This window comes from Acidovorax kalamii (assembly GCF_002245625.1).
In the GTDB taxonomy this organism is placed as follows: Bacteria; Pseudomonadota; Gammaproteobacteria; order Burkholderiales; family Burkholderiaceae_C; genus Acidovorax; species Acidovorax kalamii.
The window spans coordinates 208,890-230,949 of record NZ_NOIG01000004.1 but is presented as its reverse complement, the minus strand read 5'-3'; the positions used below and the strand labels follow the sequence as shown (position 1 = coordinate 230,949).

Sequence of the window (22,060 nt, the reverse complement as noted above, 5' to 3'; positions counted from 1 at the left end):
GCCCCACCACCTCTCACCACAACCGGGCTTGGGTCGCATCCAGCAGTTTACGGATAGGGGCAGGCAAACCCACAGACTGCCATTGGTCCGGCCCGAGCCACTCTCCATCCCCCAGGGCATCCACCGCAAAGTCCCCGCTGATCAGTATCGGATGGAGATGCAGGTCCCTGTGTGTGAGCACATGCAAAAAGGGAGACAGCTCTTCCCGCAAGTAACGTGACGGGTCGCCAAGGCCCTCGACAAAAGCAGCACACTCAGCTTCGCCCGAAAAGACAGGCACACAATGCATGCCTGCCCAAATGCCCGTTGGCGGGCGCCGCTGTAGCCAGGTGCGACCATGGCCATCACGAAGGATTACCAACTGCCACGACTCGGATCTGCGGACCAGCTTGCGCGTCCGGACGGGATAGCGCTCGGGGTCACCATCTGCCAACGCCTTGCAGGACGCCATCAAGGGACAGTCAGGACAAAGGGGAGCGCGTGGGGTACAAATCGAGGCCCCCAGGTCCATGAGCCCCTGGGTGTATCGGGGCATTGCTCGGACGAGGTCTTTGGTGGGTAGCAACGACTCCGCCATCCCCCACAGCAGGCGTTCGTTGGCGGCAGACGCCATGTCCTTGTCAAAGCCCAGCAAGCGCGTCAGCACCCGCCTTACGTTGGCATCCAGTATCGGCACACGCTCCGAGAAACAGAATGCCGCAATGGCTCCCGCCGTGGATCGGCCAATGCCTGGCAGGGTCGCCAAGACCTCCGCAGTGCGAGGAAACATTCCCCCGTGGTCAGCCACAACCTGCTGCGCGCAACGGTGCAGGTTGCGCGCCCGGCTGTAATAGCCCAACCCACTCCAAAGCCCCATCACCTCGTCCTGGGGCGCGTTCGCCAAGGCGCTGACATCCGGGAAGCGCGCCAGGAACCGTGCGTAGTAATCCAGCACGGTGCTGACCTGGGTTTGCTGCAGCATGATCTCTGACAGCCATACGCGATACGGGTCTCGGGTCTGCTGCCAAGGCAGGTGGTTGCGGCCATGGGTGGCCTGCCATGCCACCACGCGTTCGGCGACGCGCGTGCCCTCTGCGGGCGCACTCATGCCGACACAAGATACGCGTCGGAAGCTGCGGGCTCCAGGCCCGGCAAAGCAATCAGCTGAGAGGTTAGCTCCTGCAGCCTGCGCTCCAACGAGCCCAGCGCCTCTTCACCCGCCTCAATTTCCGAAATGCGCTCCACGAGCCCGCTGGCAGCTTGCTGTATGCGATCCACCGCCTCGATACGACGTGCAAAGCTGCGGCGGCGCTCGCGCAACTGCGCATCCAGTTGTGCCGTTGCCGACTTGCTCCACAGTTCCAGATCGTTGGCGGCCGACTCATACACCGTGCGCAACCGCATGGCCAAGGCCCGTACCAGCCGCTCGGCAAACTCCGGCTGCGCCAGTTTCAGCGCATTGCCCACCCCAAGGTACTGCAAATGGCTTTGTTCGATCTGATTCAGGTCGTGCGTGAAGTGCTCCAGTTGGGGGGGCGTGGGCACCTGAAGCGAAAAACCGAATTCGGCATTGAGCTGCCGGAATGTACCGCCCAGCATCGCCTGGATTTCTGTGCCCGATGCCTGCGCCTTGTCCAGCGTTCCACGCAGTTTGTCGAAGGTCTGCACATAGATCTTTTTGACGCCCAGCTTGAGGCCTTTTTGCTGCAGCGTTTGCGCCAACTCCGACAACTCCGCCTTGAGCGCTTTGGCGCCCAATTGCTGAAACACATCCCGCAATAGCTTGAGGTGCACGGCACGCACCGCCTGGATCTTGGCGGTGCTCAAATCGAACTCACGCTGCTCCTGCTCGATGCGGTGGCGCATGGATTCGATCACCGAGGCGTTCTTGCCCCGCAGGCTGCGCAACTCGGCCATCTGGTCATCCAGGTCACGGCGGCGAATGTTGATAACCCGCCCGGTCTCTGTGCGCAGGCTGGCCACCCCTGCGGAAACTGCCGCCCGCAAGATAGATCTGCGCCGACCCATGATGCCTTTGGCCAGTGCCTCTTCCAGAACAGGCAAACCACTGGTTTCGAGCAAGACATCATCCGCCGTGATCTTGGCAACCAACCCCTTCTGGGCGGATACGGGGACCACCCTTTCCAGCGGCACCCCCAGCATCTCCGCCGATGTTCTGCACTGGCGCTCCATCTGGGACTGCACCTGCTCGGCGCTGTTGAGCGTATCCCAGAGCGTGTCGATCTTGTTCAGCACGACGAGCCGTGCATCCATGCTGTCGGGCGATATCGCAAGATGCTCACGCCAGATGGACAGATCCGAGCGGGTGACGCCAGTATCGGCACTCAGAATGAAAACCACCGCATGCGCCTGCGGGATCAGGTTGACGGTCAACTCCGGCTCTGCGCCCACGGCGTTCAGGCCGGGAGTGTCCAGAATCACCAGCCCCTGCTTGAGCAGCGGGTGGGGAATATTGATGATGGCGTGCCTCCACATGGGCACTTCCACCAAGCCCTGGGCATCGGGCACGGGGTTCTCATCGGTCAGTTCATCGTGCCAGAAACCCAGCGCACGGGCATTGTCCAGACTGACCTTGCGCACCTCAGCCACTTTCTCCAGGGCCTTGGCGATCTGGTCCGCATTGCCAACATCCAAGGGAATTTCTGTCCAGCGTTCGGTTTTGAGCCGCCATTCCGCCAGACCTTGCATCTGCAGGCGGGTTTCGATAGGAAGCAGCCGGAGGCTGGGTGCCACAGTGGCGTCATAACCCAACTCTGTGGGGCACATGGTGGTGCGGCCTGCGCTCGCAGGCATGATGCGGCGCCCATAGTCGGCAAAGAAGATCGCGTTGATCAGTTCCGATTTGCCACGCGAAAACTCAGCCACAAAGGCCACCATGACTCTGTCGCTTCGGACCTGCTCCTCCAGGCGATGCAGTCGCTCCTGCACGGCGGCATCCATCAGGTCATGCGAGGACATCCACTCGGCCAGCCGCTTGAGCTGCTGGGCGAACTCTCGCCGCCAGGCGCCATGCTGGTCGAACTGTTCGTTGAATGAAGGTCCCACTTTGCTCCCACAGATCTATGAATGGCCTACAAGGTAGACATACACAAAATATAGCATCGACCACGCGCAGGCTGTTGCAAGCCCGGACACTGGTGCTTATCAGGGCCTCCACAGAGGCACCTCGACCCCGCCAATGCTGTGCAACGCTTTCCTAGGGCCGCTGGCACCGGGGACAGAAGTAGCTGCTCCTCTGCCCCTGGCGTAAAAGCCGTATCGCCGTGCCACAGGCGTGACAAGGGGCACCTTCACGCCCATACACGCTGGCAGTGGTCTGAAAATGCCCCGCCATGCCCTCCGCGTTCGAAAAATCGCGCAAGGTACTCCCACCCATATCCACGGCACGCGCCAGCACCACACGAATGGCTTCGTACAGACGGCGCACCCGCCCGGCTCCGATGCGAGAGGACACCGCCGTGGGCCGGATGCCCGCCATGAACAGCACTTCGGAGGCGTAGATATTGCCGACCCCCACCACCAGATGCCCCGCCAGCAGCAACTGTTTGATGGGCATACGGCTTTTTTTCAGACCTGCCTGGAAATCTGGCAAAGAAAAAGCGTCCGACAAAGGCTCCATGCCCAGGGCGCCGAGCAGCTTCACCGCCACAGGTGCTTGTTCATCTGCAGCAAACACGACCGCTCCAAACCGGCGCGGGTCATGCAGTCGCAGGGTTCCCTTGTCTGTCACCAGATCAAAATGATCATGTGGCCCGGCGGCTGGCAACCCATGCGCAAAGCGCAGACTGCCCGACATGCCCAGGTGAATCAGCAAAAGCCCCCCGCTGATATTTGCCAGCAGGTACTTGCCCCGCCGGCGCAGCTCCACGACTTGTTGACCCACCAACGACAGGGGATCACAGCCCAGGGGCCAGCGAAGTGGCTTACCCAGAACCACGGCTTGAATTTTGGCCCCCGCAATCGCTTCAGCAAAGCTGCGGCGGGTCACTTCCACTTCGGGCAACTCAGGCATACAAAAGGCCGGGCAACGGCTTCACAGGCATGGATTATTATGGCCCGATGGTGCTCTTTCACAGCTTTCGAACCGCCGCATTCGCTGCCGCAGTGGCGGTTGCCGCCCAATCCACGTGGGCCCAGCAACCCCGCAGTGACAATCGCGCCACCACCGGAGGACCACCGGCCACATCCAACCCGGCCCTGGACGCTGAGCTGTTCTACGAAATTTTTCTGGGCGAAGTCAGCGCTCGCACAGGCGACCCTGGCGCTGGCTACGCGTTCATGCTCGAAGCCGCGCGCCGCAGTGCTGACGGCCAGCTTTACCAACGGGCGGCGGACATTGCCCTGCAAGCCCGCTCTGGCGAATACGCTCTGGCTGCAGCCAGGGCATGGAAAGAGGCCCTGCCCCAATCCCGCGAGGCCAACCGCTATGTGCTGCAAATCCTGGTGGCACTCAACCGCATTGGAGAAACCCCGGACCTGTTGCGCCAGGAACTCGCACAGTCACCACCTCGCGCCAAGGCGGCCTCGCTGTCTGCGCTGCCCCAAATGTATGGACGCGCCAGCGACAAGGCGCTCGCAGCCAAGGTCGTCGAACAGGCCCTTGTAGATGAGCTGACCAACCCCGCCACAGGCCCTGCAGCCTGGGTCGCACTGGGGCGGCTGCGCTTGGCCGCTGGCGACAAGGGCGGAGCCCTGAATGCAGCGCGCAAGGCGCAGGACCTGGACAACGCCAGTGAGGACGCAGCACGGCTGGCACTGGAACTCTTGGATGACAGCATCCCAGAAGCCGAACCCATCGTGATTCAGGCGCTGGCCAAACAACCCGTGCCCGACCTGCGGATGGCCTACGCACGCGTACTGCTGGGCCTGCAGCGCTATCCCGATGCCAGCCGCCAGCTGGAGGCCGTGACCAAGGAGAAGCCCGATCTGGCGGAGGCCTGGCTCGTGGTCGCCACACTGCAGTTTCAGGACAACCGCCTGCCCGCCGCTGAAGGATCCCTGCAGCGCTTCATCGACCTGGCTTCTGCCGCATCTGATGCAGAAGTGCGACAAAAAAGCCTGACCCAGGCCTACTTGCTCTACGCACAAATTGCAGAGAAGAAGAAAGACTTCGCGGCCGCCGAAGCCTGGCTGGCTCGCATTGACAACGCAGAGGAAGTGTTTGGCGCCCAGATGCGCCGGGCCTCACTGCTGGCACGGCAAGGCAAACTCGCACAGGCACGGGCGCTGCTGCGCAATCTGCCAGGATCCTCGGCCGAAAACCAGCGCATGAAGCTGGCAGCTGAAGTGCAACTGCTACGCGAGCAGCGCCTGTACAAAGAAGCCTACCAAGTGCAGGTGGAGATGGTGGCACTGGCCCCAGACGACGCCGAACTGGTCTATGACCAGGCAATGCTGGCCGAAAAAATGGGCAACCCGGACACCATGGAGCAGTTGCTGCGTCAGGTGATCGCCCGCCAGCCGCAGTACCACCACGCTTACAACGCGCTCGGCTATTCGCTTGCAGACCGGGGGCTTCGTTTGGCCGAGGCCAAACAGTTGATCTTGAAAGCGCTGGAATTTGCGCCGAATGACCCTTTCATCATGGACAGCCTTGGCTGGGTGGAATTCCGCCTGGGCAACAAGGCCGATGCAAAGCGCCTTCTGGAAACTGCGTACAAGGCCCGCCCCGATGTCGAAATTGCAGCCCACCTGGGCGAAGTGCTTTGGAGCCTGGGCGACAAGGAAGGCGCCACCCGAGTCTGGAAAGAAGGGCAGCGCATCAGCCCTGACAACGACACACTCAAAGAAACACTCAAGCGGCTAGGGGCGGGGCTTTGATGCACACCCGCAGCAGAGGGCATCACCAGGAGTTGAGCGCTCCCCCTCACCACGGCTGGGTGGTGTCGTGGATCATCTGCTGTGCGCTGTGGCTCGCTGGTTGTGCACAACCAGTCTCAAGGGCATCCCAAGAAGAAGACAGTTGGCGCGGGCGGATTGCCCTGCAGGTCGATGGACAGGCTGCGCAGTCCTTCTCCGCCACGTTTGAACTGCAGGGGAACCCTGAGAGCGGCGGCTTGGTACTTTTGAGCCCGTTCGGAAATCGCATTGCCCAACTGGAGTGGAAAGATGGCCAGGCATCGCTGCAGAGCGGGCCAGAGACACGGACTTCGGACTCGCTGGAGACGCTGCTTCTGGATGTGACAGGCACGCGCATCCCGATTGCAGCCCTTTTCAGCTGGCTCAACGGCATCCAGGCCACGGCCCCCGGCTGGCAGGCCGATCTGTCTGGCATGCCGGACGGTCGCCTCACCGCGCGACGCGAACACCCCACCCCACAAGCCATCTTACGCATTGTGCTGACCCGCTGAGGGATCGCCCTCAGCCTACGCCACCCTTTCCCATTCTGCGATGCAAGCGCTGTACGACGTGCCGGCTCCGGCCAAGCTCAATCTGTTTCTGCACATCACCGGGCGACGCGCCGACGGCTACCACCTGCTCCAGTCAGTCTTCATGCTGGTGGACTGGTGCGACACCCTGCATTTCGAACGACGCGCCGATGGCAGCATCTCCAGGGAAGACCTGGGTGCCCCATTGCCCGAGATGGACCTGACACTGCGCGCGGCACATGCACTAAAAGCCGCTACGGGCTGCACGCTGGGCGCTCACATCGGCGTTCTCAAGCGCATTCCCGCTCAAGCCGGCATGGGTGGAGGCTCGTCCGACGCAGCGACAGCACTGCTCGCCTTGAACCGCCTGTGGGGTCTCGACCTGCCACGCAGCGCACTGGAAACGATCGGCTTGCAGCTCGGTGCAGACATTCCCTTTTTTTTACGCGGCAACAACGCTTGGGTAGAAGGAATTGGTGAGACAATCACGCCGCTTGAGAAAGCACACCAACTGCCGCAAGCGCGCTTTGCCATCGTGAAGCCCGCAGCAGGTTTGGAGACAAAATTAATTTTTTCGTCACCGAATTTGAAACGCGATTCAGATAGTGCTACAATCTTAGGCTTTGCTGCAGAACACTTTGACTTTGGTCGAAACGACTTGCAGCCAGTTGCTCAGGCCATCTGCCAAGAAGTCACACAAGCCATCGAATGGCTTCAGGACCGAGGATTACAGGCTAGAATGACAGGCTCTGGAAGTGCAGTGTTTGCGCGAATGTCACATGAAGTGGACTTGAACAACGCCCCCGAAGGCTGGCAAGTCAAAGCATGTGAAAACCTGATGATTCATCCTCTGGCAGGGTGGGCGTCAGACGAGAATTAAGGTTGGCTGCTTTCAGCAGTTGACCTGTGTAGGGGAGTCGCCAAGCTGGTTAAGGCACCGGATTTTGATTCCGGCATGCGAAGGTTCGAATCCTTCTTCCCCTGCCAAATAATCTTCTCGCGTACGGGCTTTTTTTTCAGATTGCTGGGACTCTCATGCAAGCCAATCACCCCGACTTCATGGTTTTCACTGGCAATGCCAATCCTGGCATGGCAGCTGAAATTGCCCAGCACCTCGGCACCACCCTGGGTGCAGCCGACGTGGGTCGCTTCTCTGATGGTGAAGTCACCGTCGAAATCAAGCAAAACGTGCGTGCGCGCGATGTTTTCGTGGTGCAGTCCACCTGCGCACCCACCAACGAAAACCTGATGGAACTGCTGATCATGGTCGATGCGCTCAAGCGCGCATCGGCTGAGCGCATCAGCGCCGTGATCCCCTACTTCGGCTACGCCCGCCAGGACCGCCGCCCCCGCTCCACCCGCGTGCCCATCACCGCCAAGGTCGTGGCCAACATGCTGCAGGCCGTGGGTGTGGCGCGCGTGCTGACCATGGACCTGCATGCTGACCAGATCCAGGGTTTCTTCGACATCCCCGTGGACAACATCTATGCCTCTCCGGTTCTGCTTGGCGATCTGCGCCAGAAGAACTACGAGGATCTGATCGTTGTCTCGCCCGACGTGGGCGGCGTGGTGCGTGCCCGTGCCCTGGCCAAGCAGCTGGGCTGCGATCTGGCCATCATCGACAAGCGCCGCCCCAAGGCCAACGTGTCGGAAGTCATGCACGTGATCGGCGAAATCGAAGGCCGCAACTGCGTGATCATGGACGACATGATCGACACCGCCGGTACGCTGGTGAAGGCTGCCGAAGTGCTGAAAGAGCGCGGCGCCAAGAGCGTGTACGCGTATTGCACGCACCCCATTTTCTCGGGTCCCGCCATTGAACGCATCGCCAAGGGCACGGCCCTGGATGAAGTGGTCGTGACCAACACCATCCCCCTGAGCGACAACGCCAAGGGATGCACCAAGATTCGCCAGCTCTCCGTGGCCCCGCTGATCGCCGAGACGATCCAGCGCATTGCCAAGGGTGAGTCGGTGATGAGCCTGTTCTCGGACCAAGACAACCTGTTCTGACCCGCTCCCGCCGGGAGCGATGCACAGCGGTTGCACACAAGCCTCCTGCGGGAGGCTTGTTGTCTGTTTGGGAACAACCAGTGGGCGGGCGGCGATGATGCTGCAAGCCTTTTTAAAACAGAGGATGACTGGTCGCGGTCGCCTCTTTCCAGGAGCTAACTATGAACTTCGTCGCTTTTGAGCGCGCCAAGCAGGGTACGGGTGCGAGCCGCCGTCTGCGCAACTCGGGCAAGACGCCTGGCATCGTGTACGGTGGCACCACCGAACCCCAACTGATCGAGATCGACCACAACGCCCTGTGGCACGCCCTCAAGAAGGAAGCTTTCCACTCCAGCGTGCTGGACATGGAAGTGGCGGGCGCCACCTCCAAGGTCGTGCTGCGCGACGTGCAATACCACCCCTACAAGCAACTGGTGCTGCACATCGACTTCCAGCGCGTGGACGACAAGACCAAACTGCACCTGAAAGTGCCACTGCACTACAGCGGTGCTGAAGAGTCCAACGCCGTCAAGGTGGACAAGTGCATGGTCAACCCGATCGTGAACGAACTGGACGTGACCTGCATGCCTTCGGACCTGCCCGAATTCATCGCTGTGGACCTGTCCAAGCTGGAAAAGGGTGCCTCCCTGCACCTGAAGGACGTCAAGCTGCCCAAGGGCGTGACGGCCAAGATCCGCGGTGGCCAGAACAACAATCCCGTGCTGGTGTCGGTTGTGCCTCCCGCCGTGATCGTCGAAACCCCTGCTGACGCAGCACCTGCTGCCGACGCCAAGGGCAAGGGCAAGGGCAAGAAGTAATCAATCAGCCCCTCGCTGATCCACTCGCCTTTCCATTCAGGCCCCGTCTCGGCGGATCCGGCCTGACCAACGGCCCACCTCGGTGGGCCGTTTGTTTTTCAGCACCCGCGTACCCCCGCCTCTCCGCCACTATTCGCACACGGATAATCCCGCCCATGATCAAGCTGTTTGTAGGCCTAGGAAACCCGGGGCCCGACTACGAAGCGACCCGCCACAACGCCGGATTCTGGTGGATTGATGCCCTGGCGCGCGAACTCAAGGCTACGCTGGTGCCCGAGCGCAGCTACCACGGGCTGGTGGCACGCACCACGGTGCATGGCCAGACCGTATGGTTGCTGCAGCCTCAGACCTTCATGAACCTTTCGGGCAAATCCGTCGCCTCGCTCGCGCGGTTCTTCAAGATCCAGCCCGAGGAAATCCTGGTGGTGCACGATGAGCTGGACATCCCCCCCGGCCAGGTCAAGCTCAAGCGCGGCGGCAGCCACGCGGGGCACAACGGCCTGCGCGACATCCACGGCCAGCTGGGCTCGCCCGACTACTGGCGCCTGCGCATCGGCATCGGCCACCCCGGCGTGAAGAGCGAAGTCGCCAACTGGGTGCTGAAGAAGCCGTCGCCCGACCAGCGCACACTGATCGAGGACTGCATCAGCCATTCGCTCAAGGCCTACCCCGCCATGCTGGCAGGCGAGATGGACAAGGCCACCCTGCTGATCCACACCACCAAGCCACCCCGCCCCAAGCCTGTGCGCCCGGTGGAAGACTGATCAGCGACCGGGACAGCGACTGGCTCAACTGCCAATCACTATATTTTTGATAGCTTAAAGCGCTTGATGGTCGCGCGGTAGCGGCCAAAAAACCTTGAGAATCAGCCTGCAGCCGACGCCTGCAGGCGCTGGAACTTCTGCCACAGCGTCTCGCGGTTTTCCACATGCTGCGGGTTCACGGGGATGCAGGCCACGGGGCAGACCTGCACACACTGGGGCTCGTCGAAATGCCCCACACATTCCGTGCACTTGTTCGGGTCGATTTCGTAGATCTCCTGCCCCAGATAGATCGCCTGGTTGGGGCACTCGGGCTCGCACACATCGCAGTTGATGCACTCGTCGGTGATCATCAGCGCCATACGGCCTCCCTGGGCGCGGGGCCAGACACAAGGGCAATGGGGTACACGGCGCAGTTCATGCTCCGTATTATCCCGCGCGGTGGCATGTGCCTTGCGTGCCACACTGCAACCCACCACCGCTGACGGGGACGTTTTTACCGTTATGCTGTGTATACACATTAATTTTTACGCGCTCGCGTATCACCCTCCTCCACCGCCTGCTCCATGGGTCTGTTTTTCCTCAAACGGTTTGCCACCCTCCTGGCCACACTGATTGGCGCATCCATTGTTGTGTTCCTGGTGCTGGAGATCCTGCCGGGCAACGCCGCGCAGATGCTCATGGGCCCCGACGCCTCGCCCGATGCCGTGGCTGCGCTGGCCAGCAAGCTGGGGCTGGACCAGCCCGCCAGCCTGCGCTACTGGCAATGGGTCAGTGGCCTGGTGGTGGGCAACATGGGCGACAGCTACGCCTACAGCTCGCCCGTGCTCGACCTGGTGCTGGAGCGCCTGGCCCTCACCGTGCCGCTGGCGCTGATGGCCATGGTCATCACCACGGTGCTGGCCCTGGCCGCTGGTGTGTACGCCGCGGCACGCCACAACAAGGTGGGCGACGTGGGCGTGATGGGCCTGGCCCAGATCGGCATTGCCATCCCCAACTTCTGGTTCGCCATCCTGCTGATCCTGCTGTTCTCGGTGAAGCTGCAGTGGTTCTCGGCCGGCGGCTTTCCGGGCTGGACGGAAGACGCCGGAGGCAGCCCGCTCGAAGCCCTAAAGGCACTGCTGCTGCCCGCCATTGCGCTGGCCGTGGTGCAGGCTGCCATCCTGGCGCGCATCACCCGCTCGGCCGTGCTGGAGGTGCTGCGTGAAGACTTTGTGCGCACGGCCCGCGCCAAGGGCCTGACGCAGCGCGCAGCGCTCTGGGGCCATGTGCTGCGCAACGCGATGATCCCGGTGGTCACCGTGATGGGGCTGCAGTTTGCCTCCCTGCTGGCGGGCACCATCGTGGTGGAGAACGTGTTCTACCTGCCCGGCCTGGGCCGTTTGATCTTCCAGTCGATTTCCAACCGCGACCTGATCGTGGTGCGCAACTGCGTGATGCTGCTCGCCGCCATGGTCATCATCGTGAACTTCGTGGTGGACGTGTTGTACGCCGTGATCGACCCCCGCGTGAAGGCATCCGACATCTGATCCCCATGAGCGCCGCTATTTCCTCCCCTTCCCCTGCAACCACCTCGGCACCGAGTTGGCTGTACCGCGCGCTGCGCCACCGCAGCTTTGTCATTGGTGCCGTGCTGTCGCTGCTGCTGGTGGCCACCGCTGCCCTGTCGCTGGTCTGGACGCCTTGGTCCCCCTACGACATGGATCTGGCGAACAAGCTGAGCGGCCCTTCCGGCAAGCACTGGCTGGGCACGGATGCGTTCGGGCGCGATGTGGCCTCGCTGCTGATGGTCGGTGCGCGCAACTCCATCCTGGTGGGCGTGATCGCAGTGGGCATCGGCCTCACCATCGGCACGGCGCTGGGCTTGCTGGCGGCGGCCAAGCGCGGCTGGGTGGAAGAAATCATCATGCGGCTGGCGGACTTCACGTTTGCCTTCCCCGCGCTGCTGCTGGCCATCATGATGACGGCGGTGTTTGGCGCAGGCATCGTCAATTCGATCATCGCCATCGGCATCTTCTATATCCCGACGTTTGCGCGTGTCACCCGCGCCTCGGCCAACGCCGTGTGGGCACGTGAGTACATCCTGGCCGCGCGGGCTTGTGGCAAAGGCACCTGGCGCATCACGCTGGAGCATGTGCTGCCCAACATCCTGTCGGTGCTCATCGTGCAGACGACCATCCAGTTCGCGCTGGCCATCCTGGCCGAGGCCGCCCTGTCGTACCTGGGCCTGGGCACACAGCCGCCCCAGCCCTCCTGGGGCCGCATGCTCAGCGAGGCCCAGACCTTGATGTTCCAGGCCCCGCTGCTGGCCGTGTGGCCGGGCGTGGCGATTGCGCTGGCCGTGCTGGGGCTGAACCTGCTGGGCGACGGCCTGCGTGATTTGCTCGACCCCCGCCTCTCTCGCAAGCGCTGACAGCCCCCGCACCGAAGACCACCCGCACCCCACGATGTCCCTGTTAGAAGTCTCCAACCTCCGCATCCGCCTGCAGACGCACCGGGGCCCCGCCGACGCCGTGCGCGGCGTGAGCTTTTCGCTGGCGCGCGGTGAAACCCTGGGCCTGATCGGCGAATCCGGCTGTGGCAAGTCCATCACCGCCATGTCGCTCATGGGCCTGCTGCCCGACAGCGCACAGGTCACCGGCAGCATCCGCTTTGACGGCCAAGAGCTGGTGGGACGCACCGATGCGCAGATGTGCCAGCTGCGCGGCAACCGCATTGGCATGGTGTTCCAGGAGCCCATGACGGCCCTGAACCCCGTGCACACCATTGGCCGCCAGGTGGCAGAGCCCCTGCGCCTGCACCGGGGCATGGACGCGGCCAGCGCCCGCAAGGAGGCCATTGCACTGCTGGACCGCGTGGGCATCCCCAACGCGGCGCAGCGCATCGATGCCTATCCACACCAGTTTTCCGGCGGGCAGCGCCAGCGCATCACCATTGCGATGGCGCTGGCCTGCGGGCCCGACCTGCTGATTGCCGACGAGCCCACCACGGCGCTGGATGTGACCATCCAGCAGCAGATCCTGGACCTCATCAGCGACCTGGTGGCCGAACGCAACATGGCCATGATCCTGATCTCGCACGACCTGGGCGTGATCTCGCAGAACGTGGACCGCATGATGGTGATGTACGGCGGCAGCGTGGTGGAGAGCGGCTCCACCGCATCCGTTTTCTCGGCCATGGCGCACCCCTACACCCGGGGCCTGTTTGCGGCGCGCCCCCACCTGGGTGCCGTGCATGCGCCCGGCCAGCGCCCCCGGCTGTCCACCATCCCAGGCACCGTGCCTGAACTGGTGGACCTGCCCGCAGGCTGCCCCTTTGCAGGCCGCTGCGGCTACACCATCGACGCCTGCCACCACGAGCCGCCCCCTGTCACGGTTGTGGCCACCGATGCTGACGGTGACCACGCTGTGCGCTGCCTGCGCCGCGAAGCCATTGCCGAAGCCCGCAGCGTGGAGGTGGCAGCATGAGCGACATCCAACATCAGGCCGGCCCGCTGCTCCAGGTGACCGACCTGGTGCGCGAATACACACTGCCCCGCGAGCATCTGTTTCGCCCGCCGGGCACGGTGCAGGCCCTCAATGGCGTGAGCTTTTCCATCGCCGCTGGCCGCAGTCTGGGTGTGGTGGGCGAATCGGGCTCGGGCAAGTCCACGCTTGCGCGGCTGGTGATGGCGCTGGATGCACCGACTGCTGGCACGGTGGAACTGCTGGGCCGCAACCTGCACCAGTTGCCCGCCGAGCAACTGCGCCAGGCGCGGCGCGACTTCCAGATGGTGTTCCAGGACCCCTACGGGTCGCTGGACCCGCGCCAGACCGTGGAGCGCATCGTGACCGAACCGCTGCAGGCGCAAGGCCAGACCACGCGTGCCGAGCAGCGCGAGCAGGCGGCCCAGGTGCTGTCGCAGGTGGGCCTGCGCACCAACGACCTGGGCAAATACCCGCACGAGTTTTCTGGCGGCCAGCGCCAGCGCATCGCGATCGCACGGGCCCTCATCACCCGGCCCCGCCTCATCGTGGCCGACGAGCCCGTGAGCGCGCTCGACGTGTCGGTGCAGGCCCAGGTGCTCAACCTGATGCAGGACCTGCAGCAGCAGTTCGGCATCACCTACATGCTCATCAGCCACGACCTGGCGGTGGTCAACCACCTGTGTGACGAGGTGGTGGTGCTGTACCAGGGGCGCATCGTGGAGCGCGGCTCGCCGGGCGAGCTGTTCCGCAACGCGCAGCACCCCTACACACAGTCGCTGGTGGGTGCCGTGCCGCAGGTGTTGCCAGGCCGCGCACGGGCGCGCCGTGCGGCTGCCGCCGCCGCAGCAGCAACGGCAAAAACCGCATAACCAAATACAGGTGTGATGGTGTAAAAAGCTTTTTTCCTCCCCGGTAACAAATTGCACCGGGGTTTTTATGGTTGTTGTCTGGTTTTTTGTCTGGAGAGTCCGAACATGCTGAACCGCCGTACCGTCCTTGCCACTGGCGCGATTGCCGCCGTGCCCCTGTCCACCCCGCTCAGCGCCCTGGCGCAGGGCCGCAAAGATGCGGTGACGCTCGCGATGACGCTGGAGCCCCCAGGCCTGGACCCCACCGCCGGTGCAGCGTCTGCCATCGCCGAGATCGTGCAGTACAACATCTTCGAGACGCTCACCAAGATCAACCCCGACGGCAGCGTGTCGCCCCTGCTGGCCGAAAGCTGGGAGGTCTCGCCCGACCTCAAGACCTACACCTTCAAGCTGCGCCGTGGCGTGAAGTTCCAGAACGGCGAGCCCTTCACCGCTGCGGCCGTCAAGTTCTCGTACGACCGCGCGGGCGGCGAGAAGAGCACCAACAAGGACAAGCGCACGTTCGCAGGCCTGACCACCCAGGTGGTGGACGACTACACCGTGGTGCTGCTCAACAAGGAGATCGACCCCGACCTGCTGTTCGTGCTGGGCCAGGCCACCTCCATCATCGTGGAGCCCAAGAGCGCCGACACCAATGCCAACAAGCCCGTGGGCACCGGCCCCTACCAGCTGCAAGCGTGGAACAAGGGCTCGTCCGTGGTGCTCACGGCCTGGGCCGACTACCGCGATGCCAAGGCCATCAAGATCAAGCGCGCCACCTTCCGCTTCATCTCCGACCCCGCTGCCCAGGTGGCTGCCTTGCTGGCGGGCGACGTGGACGCCTTCCCCCGCGTCACGCCGCGCAGCGTGGCGCAGTTCAAGGCCAATCCGAAATACCAGGTGATCGTGGCAGGCTCGCGTGCCAAGACCATTCTGGCGATCAACAACGGCAAGCAGCCGCTTCAGGATGTGCGCGTGCGCCGCGCCATTGCCGCCGCCATTGACCGCAAGGCGGTGATCGAAGGTGCGGGCGACGGCTACGGCGCGCCCATCGGCAGCCACTATGTGCCCGGCGCTTTTGGCTACGTGGACACCACGGGCGTCAACCCGTTTGACATCGAAAAGTCCAAGAAACTGCTGGCCGAGGCGGGCATCAAGACCCCGCTGGAGCTGACCATGACGCTGCCCCCCACGCCCTACGCACGCCAGGGTGGCGAGGTGATTGCCGCCCAGCTGGCCAAGGTCGGCATCATCGCCAAGATCCAGAACGTGGAATGGGCACAGTGGCTCAGCGGCACCTACGGCAGCAAGAACTACGACCTGACCGTGATCAGCCATGTCGAGCCGTTCGACCTGGGCAACTTTGCCAAGCCCGACTACTACTGGGCCTACAACTCGCCCAAGTTCAACGACCTGTTCAACCAGATCAAGAACGCCGCCCGCCCTGCTGACCGCGCCAAGCTGCTGGGCGATGCACAGCGCCTGCTGGCCGAGGACTCGGTGCACGCCTTCCTGTACTCCAACCAGTGGATCACGGTGGCCAACAAGAACCTCAAGGGCCTGTGGAAAGACATGCCGGTGTTCGTGAACGACATCTCGGCGCTGTCCTGGTCGTGACATTCGGACACCCCCCTGAGGCCCTACGGGCCTTCCCCCCGCTCTCGCATCGCTACGCGATGCGGGCAGGGGGACGCAGCCAGCGCGGCGGGGCGGCCCTTGCGCGGCTGCACGCGCCTGGGCCGCGCCGGTTTCAAGGGCTGCAGGTGGCGCGCGGCGCCATGGATCACTAAGAGCGGTTAACAAAACTCAGCGAAGCGGTTCTGGCTAGGCGCCGCGTCGCAGGCAGTACGAGTAGTACGACAAGACGCGGCAACAACGCCAGAAGAGTTCTGTTAGCCAATCTAAAACCTGCAGGAGCGGACTGCTCCTGAAACAATAGCTGCCAGCGCTTTACCAATAGGCGGTAGCAGCCTTTTTTGCTTGTAAAACTCCCGACATGACCGCCCTGCACGATCTGCCCGCCCACGAACTCCTGGCCGCCTACCGCCAGCGCACGCTGTCCCCCGTGGAGGTCACGCAGGCCGTGCTGGCGCACATCGAACGCTGGGAACCCCACATCCAGGCCACTTACCTGCTGCGTCCCGACGCTGCGCTCGCGCAGGCCCGCGCGTCCGAGGCCCGCTGGCTGCGCGGCGAGCCCAAGGGGCTGCTGGACGGCGTGCCCAGCACCATCAAGGAAAACATTGCCACCGAGGGCGACCCCACGCCGCTGGGCACGGCAGCGGTGGAGCTGGTGCCCGCCACAGCCGACGCCCCGCCCGCCGCCCGCATGCGCGAGGCGGGTGCCGTCATCGTCGCCAAGACCACCATGCCCGACTACGGCATGTTGTCCTCGGGCCTGTCCAGCTTCCACCCGCTGTCGCGCAACCCGTGGGATGTGAGCAAAGGGCCCGGTGGCTCCAGCGCAGGCGGTGGTGCTGCGGCCGCCGCTGGCTATGGCCCGCTGCACATCGGCACCGACATCGGTGGCTCGCTGCGCCTGCCCGCCAGCTGGTGTGGCATCTTCAGCCTCAAGCCCAGCCTGGGCCGCATCCCTATCGACCCACCCTACACCGGCCGCGCCGCTGGCCCCATGACCCGCACCGTGGCCGACGCCGCGCTGATGATGCAGGTGCTGAGCCAGCCCGATGCGCGCGACAGCATGAGCCTGCCCGCCCAGGACATCGCCTGGAGCCAGTTCAACAAAGGTGCCGAGCGCCTGCGCGGCCTGCGCATTGGCCTGCTGCTGGATGCGGGCTGTGGCCTGCCCGTGGAGCCCGAAGTGAAAGCCGCCGTGGAGCGCGCAGCCCAGCTCATGGAAGCCGCTGGCGCCACCATCGTTCCCATGGCACCGTTCATGACCCAGGCCATGCTCGACGGCATGGACCATTTCTGGCGCATGCGTTCGCACATCGACCTGCAGGCCCTGCCCGCTGAGCGGCGCGCGAAAGTGCTGCCCTACATCCGCGCCTGGGCCGAGAGCGCTGCGGGCATGGGCGGCACCGAGGTCTTCAACGCCAGCCAGCAGTTCCACGTCACCCGCGTGGCTGCCGTCAGGGCATGCAGTGCGTTCGACTACGTGATCTCGCCGGTAGCGCCCAACGTGGCCTTCCAGGCCGAGTTGCCCTCGCCCACCAACGACCCGCTGCGGCCGCTGGAGCACATCGGCTTCACCGTGCCATTCAACATGTCCGAGCAGCCCGCGGCCTCAGTCAACTGCGGCTACACCCGTACCGGCCTGCCGATTGGCCTGCAGATTGCAGGTGCCCGTTTTGACGATCTGGGCGTGCTGCAGGTGGCGCACGCCTTCGAGCTGATCCGCGAACCCCAGCGGGCATGGCCCCAGCCACCGGCGGGCTGAAAGCATGGACAGAGGTTGTTGGTAACCTTGGGGTTTGTTGGTAGCCGCGCACCGCCCCTGCGGCGCACGGCGCAGCCAACACCGCAACAGACCGACAACCCCTGCACACAAGCACCCCCACCGCATGGACATCCTCATCCTGGCGATCCTGATCGCCACCGGCACCTACATGCTCAACGCCAAAGAGCAGCGCAAGCGCATCGCGCTGCTGGGCAGCCATCTGGCCAACTACCAGATCGAAAAGCTCATGGAGGCCCTGACCGAGGGTTACCTGCGCGCCCTGGGCGAGAGCACCGACGAGCGCCGCCAGCAGATCTGGAGCCTGCTGAGCACCACCGAATCCCAGCTCGCCGAGCAATTCAGCCGCTTTGCCGCCGAGTTCGCCAAAGTCAGCGAAGCCGACGCGCGGGTCAGCCGCCTCTCCATTGCCCTGCCCTTTGCCGAAAAGCTGCTGCCCGCCGCCACCTTCGACATGCGCAAGGCCCTGGCTGTGCACGCGCGCGGCATTGCGCACGTGGTGCAGAACACCGGCCACCTGGCGCCCAAAGACCGCGCCTACATGATGACGGCCGAGCTGTTCCTCATGCAGCACACCTGCCACTGGTTCTGCAAGTCCAAGACCATCGCCACCGCCCGCATGCTGGCGCGCCACCAGACGCCGCATGAACAGCTCGTGGCCTCTGTCTCAGCGGAAACACGCAACGCCTACCTGACACTCATCAAAGGCAGCTGAGCCACCGCCCTCCACAATGCTCCATGCCATCCACCACGCACACCCGCACGACCGATAGCCTGGGCAATCCCCTCACGCTGCACGACGCGGCCAGCGCCGCCGCCGTGAACGACTTTGTGGAAGGCTTCATCGCCTGCGAAGCCCGCGCGGTGAACGTGCTGAACGCGGCAGCCGACACCAGCGCCATCGTGCAGGCCAGCTGCGCGGCGCTGCACATGTTTGCCGAGTCGGCCGACGCCCCGCGCAACGCCCGTCCCTTCATCGACCAGGCCCTGGCCCACGCCCCCGAGGCGACGGAGCGTGAACAACGCCTTGTGGCTGCCGTCGCCGCCTGGGTCAACGGCGACCTGCCCCGCGCCATTGCACTGCACGAAGAGCAAGCCCGCCAACACCCGCGCGACCTCGCCTCCCTCAAGCTCGGCCAATACCATTTGTTCAACCGGGGCGACTCGCCCGGCATGCTGCGCCTGGCGCTCCAGGCCCTGCCCGCTGCGGCCGAGGTGCCCTACCTGCACGGCATGCTGGCCTTCGGCTGGGAGCAGTGCCATTTGCTCGACCGCGCCGAGGCATCTGCCCGCCACGCCATCGCCCTGTGCCGCAAAGAACCCTGGGCCCACCACGCGCTGGCCCACGTCATGCTGACCCAGGGCCGCATCCGCGAAGGTACCGACTTCATGGCCAGCATGAGCGACACATGGACGGGCCTGAACTCCTTCATGGTCACGCACAACTGGTGGCACCAGGCGCTGTTCCTGCTGGAGCAGGACCGGCATGCCGAGGTGCTGGCGCTCTACGACCAGCAGGTGTGGGGCGTGGTCAAGGAATACACCCAGGACCAGATCAACGCCGTGTCACTGCTCGCCCGGCTGGAGCTGGCGGGCGTGGATGTGGGCCCGCGCTGGACCGACGTGGCCGACCACCTGGCACTGCGCCTGGCCGACCATGTGCTGCCCTTTCTGGACCTGCAATACCTCTACGGCCTGGCCCGCGCCGGGCGCATGGAGGCTGCAAGCACGCTAAAACGCAACCTTGAAGCCCACGCCGCTACCCGCACCGAGGCACAGGAGCACACCGTGTGGCAACAGGTGTGCGTGCCCGCCGCCCACGGCCTGCTGGCGCATGCGCAGGGCGACTGGGCGACGGCAGTGGAGAAGCTGGGCGTGGCCCTGCCCCGGCTGGTGGAGATTGGCGGCAGCCATGCGCAGCGGGATTTGTTTCACCAGATCTGGCTGGATGCGCTGCAGCTTAACGGGCAGTGGGCGGCGGTGCAGAACGTGTTGCAGCCGTTGGTCAATGGGCAGCCGGAGTCGGTGAGGCTGGCGCGGCAGGCAAAAGTTGTGAATGCAGCGCTGAGGTTGCCGGATTGAATCCCAAAACCGCGTCCCCAACGCGCTCTACAGCAAACGCAGGCCAGACCTAGATTTGCGTAACGACTCTCACACCCAGATACAGCCTCAGACTGGTCAATCCCTGTTTTCAGAGAATCTGGAAATGACAATTTCAGGCCATCTAACTTCATGCTGACCTGCGGGCTGTGCTACTCGACGCATCCACATGCAACCTCGTAGAGAGCAAGCGAGACACCCAGTCGGCACCCAACATGCCTCTCGTCATTTCCAGTCAGCCCGCAGGCCCACGCTTCTCTATCACCGCCGAGGCTGAGATGCCCACCATAGTGGTGACGGCGACACTACAAAACCAGCCCATGCCTTCGGGTGCAGCTCCCATATACGAATGGTCGGCCACCCTGGCTTTTGACGGTAGCTCACCGGCCACCAGTGCCACCTTCGGCGGCGGAAGAAGCACGCAGCACAGCCGCATCGCTCCGCAGGTCAGTGCCAACGCCAGTTGGCGAATTCCCTTTACCGAAGTACGCGGCGGCATGCTGACGGTTCAAGTCATTTTGCGCGCCGGAGGGACTGAGCAGCGCGCCCAGGCAACATGGACGATTGCCGGAACCAACCCCACGGGCACAGCCATCCGCGCTTTCGCCAACGGCATCGGAGCCAACCGTGCCGTGTTCCGCAAAAAAATGCGCCAGGAAAGCTCGCTCCAGCAATTCCGAACGCCCGGTAACTGGCCCAAGTACAGCAGCGATGGTCTTGGCGGAGTTGGCTTGTGCCAACTCACCCGCCCTGCACCTACTGCCGATCAAACCTGGAGCTGGAAAGAGAACGTACGCGGCGGCTGGGCGCTGTACTTGGAAAAGGAGCGCATTGCTCGCGCTTACCCCCGCAACGTGCGCAGCGGAGAGCGTTTTCGCAATCTGGTGACCGCATGGAACCGCGCTCGTACCGCACAAGGGCTACCCGCCTTGCCTGTGGAATTACCTGACTACACCCCTGAGCAACTTGAGCTGGACACACTTCGCGGCTTCAACGGATACGCCAATGGCTTGCATGAATACAGGGTGCGACTTGATAACGGCGCTCTTTTCGTCACGGTGGACTCCAGCGGACAACGGGGATTTGCAGAATGGGAGCGAGTGCCCGTAGCCGCCCGAGGCACGGTCGGCGATCCAAACTATGTGGAAAACGTGCTCGCTCAATCGGACTTCTGACCGTGCTGACAATCCCCAATCCCACGGCGACTCGCTCACACGGTCTGCCAGCTGTCACGGTCGTAATCGCCTTGTCCTGGGTTTTGGCCGCCTGCTCCCCACAGAATGCAAGCAGTTCATCTCCAATACGTGCCGCTGCAGCTGCCGACGGGAGAGAGAACATGCACCATCTGTATGTGGTGTATTGCAATGGCACCGTTGACCACCTGGATCTGGCGAAGCAGACCAAAGTAACCAGCTTCCAACTCTCAGACCACAGCGGCAGCCCTCCCTCTGTAGCCAAGCTGCCGGTAGCAGGCATGCGACCCGACAGCTGCTTGGCGAGACCTTTTACGCTAACAGATGCCAAAGCTCAGGATGAAGGGATGGCGTTCATCGTTGCGTCTGCCCAGTTGCAGCGCGACGACTCGAGCGGGCACAAGTCCTACAGCCTTCTCAACTTCTCAGTGCCTGCATGGACCTTGCAAGGCCAACAGGACCTGGGCAGCTTTGATGTACTCAACGGAACACCGCCCAGAATCACACGCGGGGCTGACGGCCGGTTGAGACCCCAACCGGCTGAAATCGACCCCGCGGCTGAGCTCCGAGCGGAACTCAACCAACATGCGGGCGGCGCAACGATGACATTTGCCACCCCGCTCGCGACATCTGCCAACACCGTGCTGATCGGATACACCGCTTCTCAGGATGCCCACGGTGCGGCTTACGCACTGCTGCACCGTACGCAGCGCAGCATCGTACAGATCGAGGGCGTTCCCGGCAGCGACCCTGAGCCTGCTCTCACACTGGCGCCGGGCGGGCAGTTTGTTCTGCACTCGGTGCGCGCTTTCAACTACAAGCAGGGCAGCCGACAACTCACGACCACAGGCGAACTGAAACTGTATGGAGCGGACGGCAGGCTGGTCAGCCAGCAAACCGATGAACGTGTCGCCGGAGACTGGCACCCAATCGCGCTGACTCCGCAGGGACTAGCCGTCTATACCGACCGACACGGCAACTACCGCTTTGTGTCACTGGGGCACATGTTTGGTGTGGAGCCCGTGCAGGACCCCAACACCGACGACCTGGACGGTACACGCCCGGGTGTCATCTATGCAGGCGGATAAAGACCACGGG

20 protein-coding genes and 1 tRNA gene are annotated in these 22,060 nt (G+C 63.6%); 17 read left to right on the top strand and 4 right to left on the bottom strand.

Annotation, left to right across the window (positions count from 1 at the left end; genetic code table 11):
• Positions 1-13 precede the first annotated feature (13 nt).
• The 3 genes from mutY to mutM form a co-directional block, all read right to left on the bottom strand.
• The gene (gene mutY, locus CBY09_RS04160; RefSeq protein WP_094286719.1) at positions 14-1,087 is read right to left on the bottom strand and encodes an A/G-specific adenine glycosylase; all 1,074 of its coding nucleotides are present in this window, start codon (positions 1,085-1,087) and stop codon (positions 14-16) included.
• On the bottom strand, positions 1,084-2,940 hold the full coding sequence (locus CBY09_RS04155) for a dynamin family protein (protein WP_240515576.1): 1,857 nt from the start codon (positions 2,938-2,940) through the stop codon (positions 1,084-1,086). Before CBY09_RS04155 ends, mutY begins: the two co-directional genes overlap by 4 nt.
• Before the next feature lie 256 nt (positions 2,941-3,196).
• Positions 3,197-4,012 carry a bifunctional DNA-formamidopyrimidine glycosylase/DNA-(apurinic or apyrimidinic site) lyase gene (gene mutM / locus CBY09_RS04150; protein ID WP_094286715.1) on the bottom strand — a complete coding sequence of 272 codons (816 nt, stop codon included), beginning with the start codon at positions 4,010-4,012 and terminating at the stop codon, positions 3,197-3,199.
• A 29-nt stretch (positions 4,013-4,041) separates the two neighbouring features.
• Here mutM and CBY09_RS04145 point away from each other — a divergent pair, with 29 nt between their 5' ends.
• The 7 genes from CBY09_RS04145 to pth all read left to right on the top strand — a co-directional run bounded on the left by CBY09_RS04145 (position 4,042) and on the right by pth (position 9,939).
• Entirely contained in the window at positions 4,042-5,820 is a 1,779-nt protein-coding gene (locus CBY09_RS04145; RefSeq protein WP_094286714.1) for a tetratricopeptide repeat protein, read from the top strand.
• On the top strand, positions 5,820-6,350 hold the full coding sequence (locus CBY09_RS04140; protein WP_205734087.1) for a lipoprotein insertase outer membrane protein LolB: 531 nt from the start codon (positions 5,820-5,822) through the stop codon (positions 6,348-6,350). The genes CBY09_RS04145 and CBY09_RS04140 overlap by 1 nt, the downstream gene beginning before the upstream one ends.
• A gap of 40 nt (positions 6,351-6,390) precedes the next feature.
• A complete protein-coding gene (gene ispE / locus CBY09_RS04135) occupies positions 6,391-7,248 on the top strand; it encodes a 4-(cytidine 5'-diphospho)-2-C-methyl-D-erythritol kinase (protein ID WP_094286712.1) in 858 nt (285 codons plus the stop codon).
• A gap of 30 nt (positions 7,249-7,278) precedes the next feature.
• Positions 7,279-7,355, top strand: a tRNA-Gln gene (locus tag CBY09_RS04130).
• A gap of 48 nt (positions 7,356-7,403) precedes the next feature.
• Complete coding sequence (locus CBY09_RS04125) at positions 7,404-8,378, top strand: ribose-phosphate pyrophosphokinase (RefSeq protein WP_094286710.1); 975 nt, start codon at positions 7,404-7,406, stop codon at positions 8,376-8,378.
• 161 nt (positions 8,379-8,539) lie between these two features.
• On the top strand, positions 8,540-9,175 hold the full coding sequence (locus CBY09_RS04120) for a 50S ribosomal protein L25/general stress protein Ctc (protein WP_094286708.1): 636 nt from the start codon (positions 8,540-8,542) through the stop codon (positions 9,173-9,175).
• Positions 9,176-9,330: 155 nt separating this feature from the next.
• Positions 9,331-9,939 (top strand): aminoacyl-tRNA hydrolase, encoded by a 609-nt coding sequence (gene pth / locus CBY09_RS04115; RefSeq protein WP_094286706.1) that lies wholly within the window; start codon positions 9,331-9,333, stop codon positions 9,937-9,939.
• 101 nt (positions 9,940-10,040) lie between these two features.
• Here pth and CBY09_RS04110 read toward each other — a convergent pair whose 3' ends face one another.
• Positions 10,041-10,298, bottom strand: coding sequence for a YfhL family 4Fe-4S dicluster ferredoxin (locus CBY09_RS04110; protein WP_094286704.1), 258 nt, complete (start codon positions 10,296-10,298; stop codon positions 10,041-10,043).
• 204 nt (positions 10,299-10,502) lie between these two features.
• Between CBY09_RS04110 and CBY09_RS04105 the strand changes: the two genes are divergently transcribed.
• The 10 genes from CBY09_RS04105 to CBY09_RS04060 all read left to right on the top strand — a co-directional run bounded on the left by CBY09_RS04105 (position 10,503) and on the right by CBY09_RS04060 (position 22,050).
• A complete protein-coding gene (locus CBY09_RS04105; RefSeq protein ID WP_094286702.1) occupies positions 10,503-11,465 on the top strand; it encodes an ABC transporter permease in 963 nt (320 codons plus the stop codon).
• Between the two features lie 5 nt (positions 11,466-11,470).
• The gene (locus CBY09_RS04100) at positions 11,471-12,349 is read left to right on the top strand and encodes an ABC transporter permease (RefSeq protein ID WP_094286700.1); all 879 of its coding nucleotides are present in this window, start codon (positions 11,471-11,473) and stop codon (positions 12,347-12,349) included.
• Between the two features lie 34 nt (positions 12,350-12,383).
• Positions 12,384-13,403, top strand: a complete 1,020-nt coding sequence (locus tag CBY09_RS04095; RefSeq protein WP_094286698.1) for an ABC transporter ATP-binding protein — start codon at positions 12,384-12,386, stop codon at positions 13,401-13,403.
• A complete protein-coding gene (locus tag CBY09_RS04090) occupies positions 13,400-14,272 on the top strand; it encodes an ATP-binding cassette domain-containing protein (RefSeq protein ID WP_094286696.1) in 873 nt (290 codons plus the stop codon). Before CBY09_RS04095 ends, CBY09_RS04090 begins: the two co-directional genes overlap by 4 nt.
• A 105-nt stretch (positions 14,273-14,377) precedes the next feature.
• The gene (locus tag CBY09_RS04085) at positions 14,378-15,868 is read left to right on the top strand and encodes an ABC transporter substrate-binding protein (RefSeq protein ID WP_094286694.1); all 1,491 of its coding nucleotides are present in this window, start codon (positions 14,378-14,380) and stop codon (positions 15,866-15,868) included.
• A 379-nt stretch (positions 15,869-16,247) separates the two neighbouring features.
• Positions 16,248-17,651 (top strand): amidase, encoded by a 1,404-nt coding sequence (locus CBY09_RS04080; protein ID WP_094286692.1) that lies wholly within the window; start codon positions 16,248-16,250, stop codon positions 17,649-17,651.
• A 124-nt stretch (positions 17,652-17,775) separates the two neighbouring features.
• A complete protein-coding gene (locus tag CBY09_RS04075) occupies positions 17,776-18,384 on the top strand; it encodes a hypothetical protein (RefSeq protein ID WP_094286690.1) in 609 nt (202 codons plus the stop codon).
• Between the two features lie 23 nt (positions 18,385-18,407).
• Positions 18,408-19,751, top strand: a complete 1,344-nt coding sequence (locus CBY09_RS04070) for a tetratricopeptide repeat protein (RefSeq protein ID WP_094286688.1) — start codon at positions 18,408-18,410, stop codon at positions 19,749-19,751.
• 296 nt (positions 19,752-20,047) lie between these two features.
• The gene (locus CBY09_RS04065) at positions 20,048-20,944 is read left to right on the top strand and encodes a hypothetical protein (RefSeq protein WP_240515574.1); all 897 of its coding nucleotides are present in this window, start codon (positions 20,048-20,050) and stop codon (positions 20,942-20,944) included.
• 161 nt (positions 20,945-21,105) lie between these two features.
• The gene (locus CBY09_RS04060) at positions 21,106-22,050 is read left to right on the top strand and encodes a hypothetical protein (RefSeq protein WP_133066232.1); all 945 of its coding nucleotides are present in this window, start codon (positions 21,106-21,108) and stop codon (positions 22,048-22,050) included.
• Positions 22,051-22,060 lie beyond the last annotated feature (10 nt).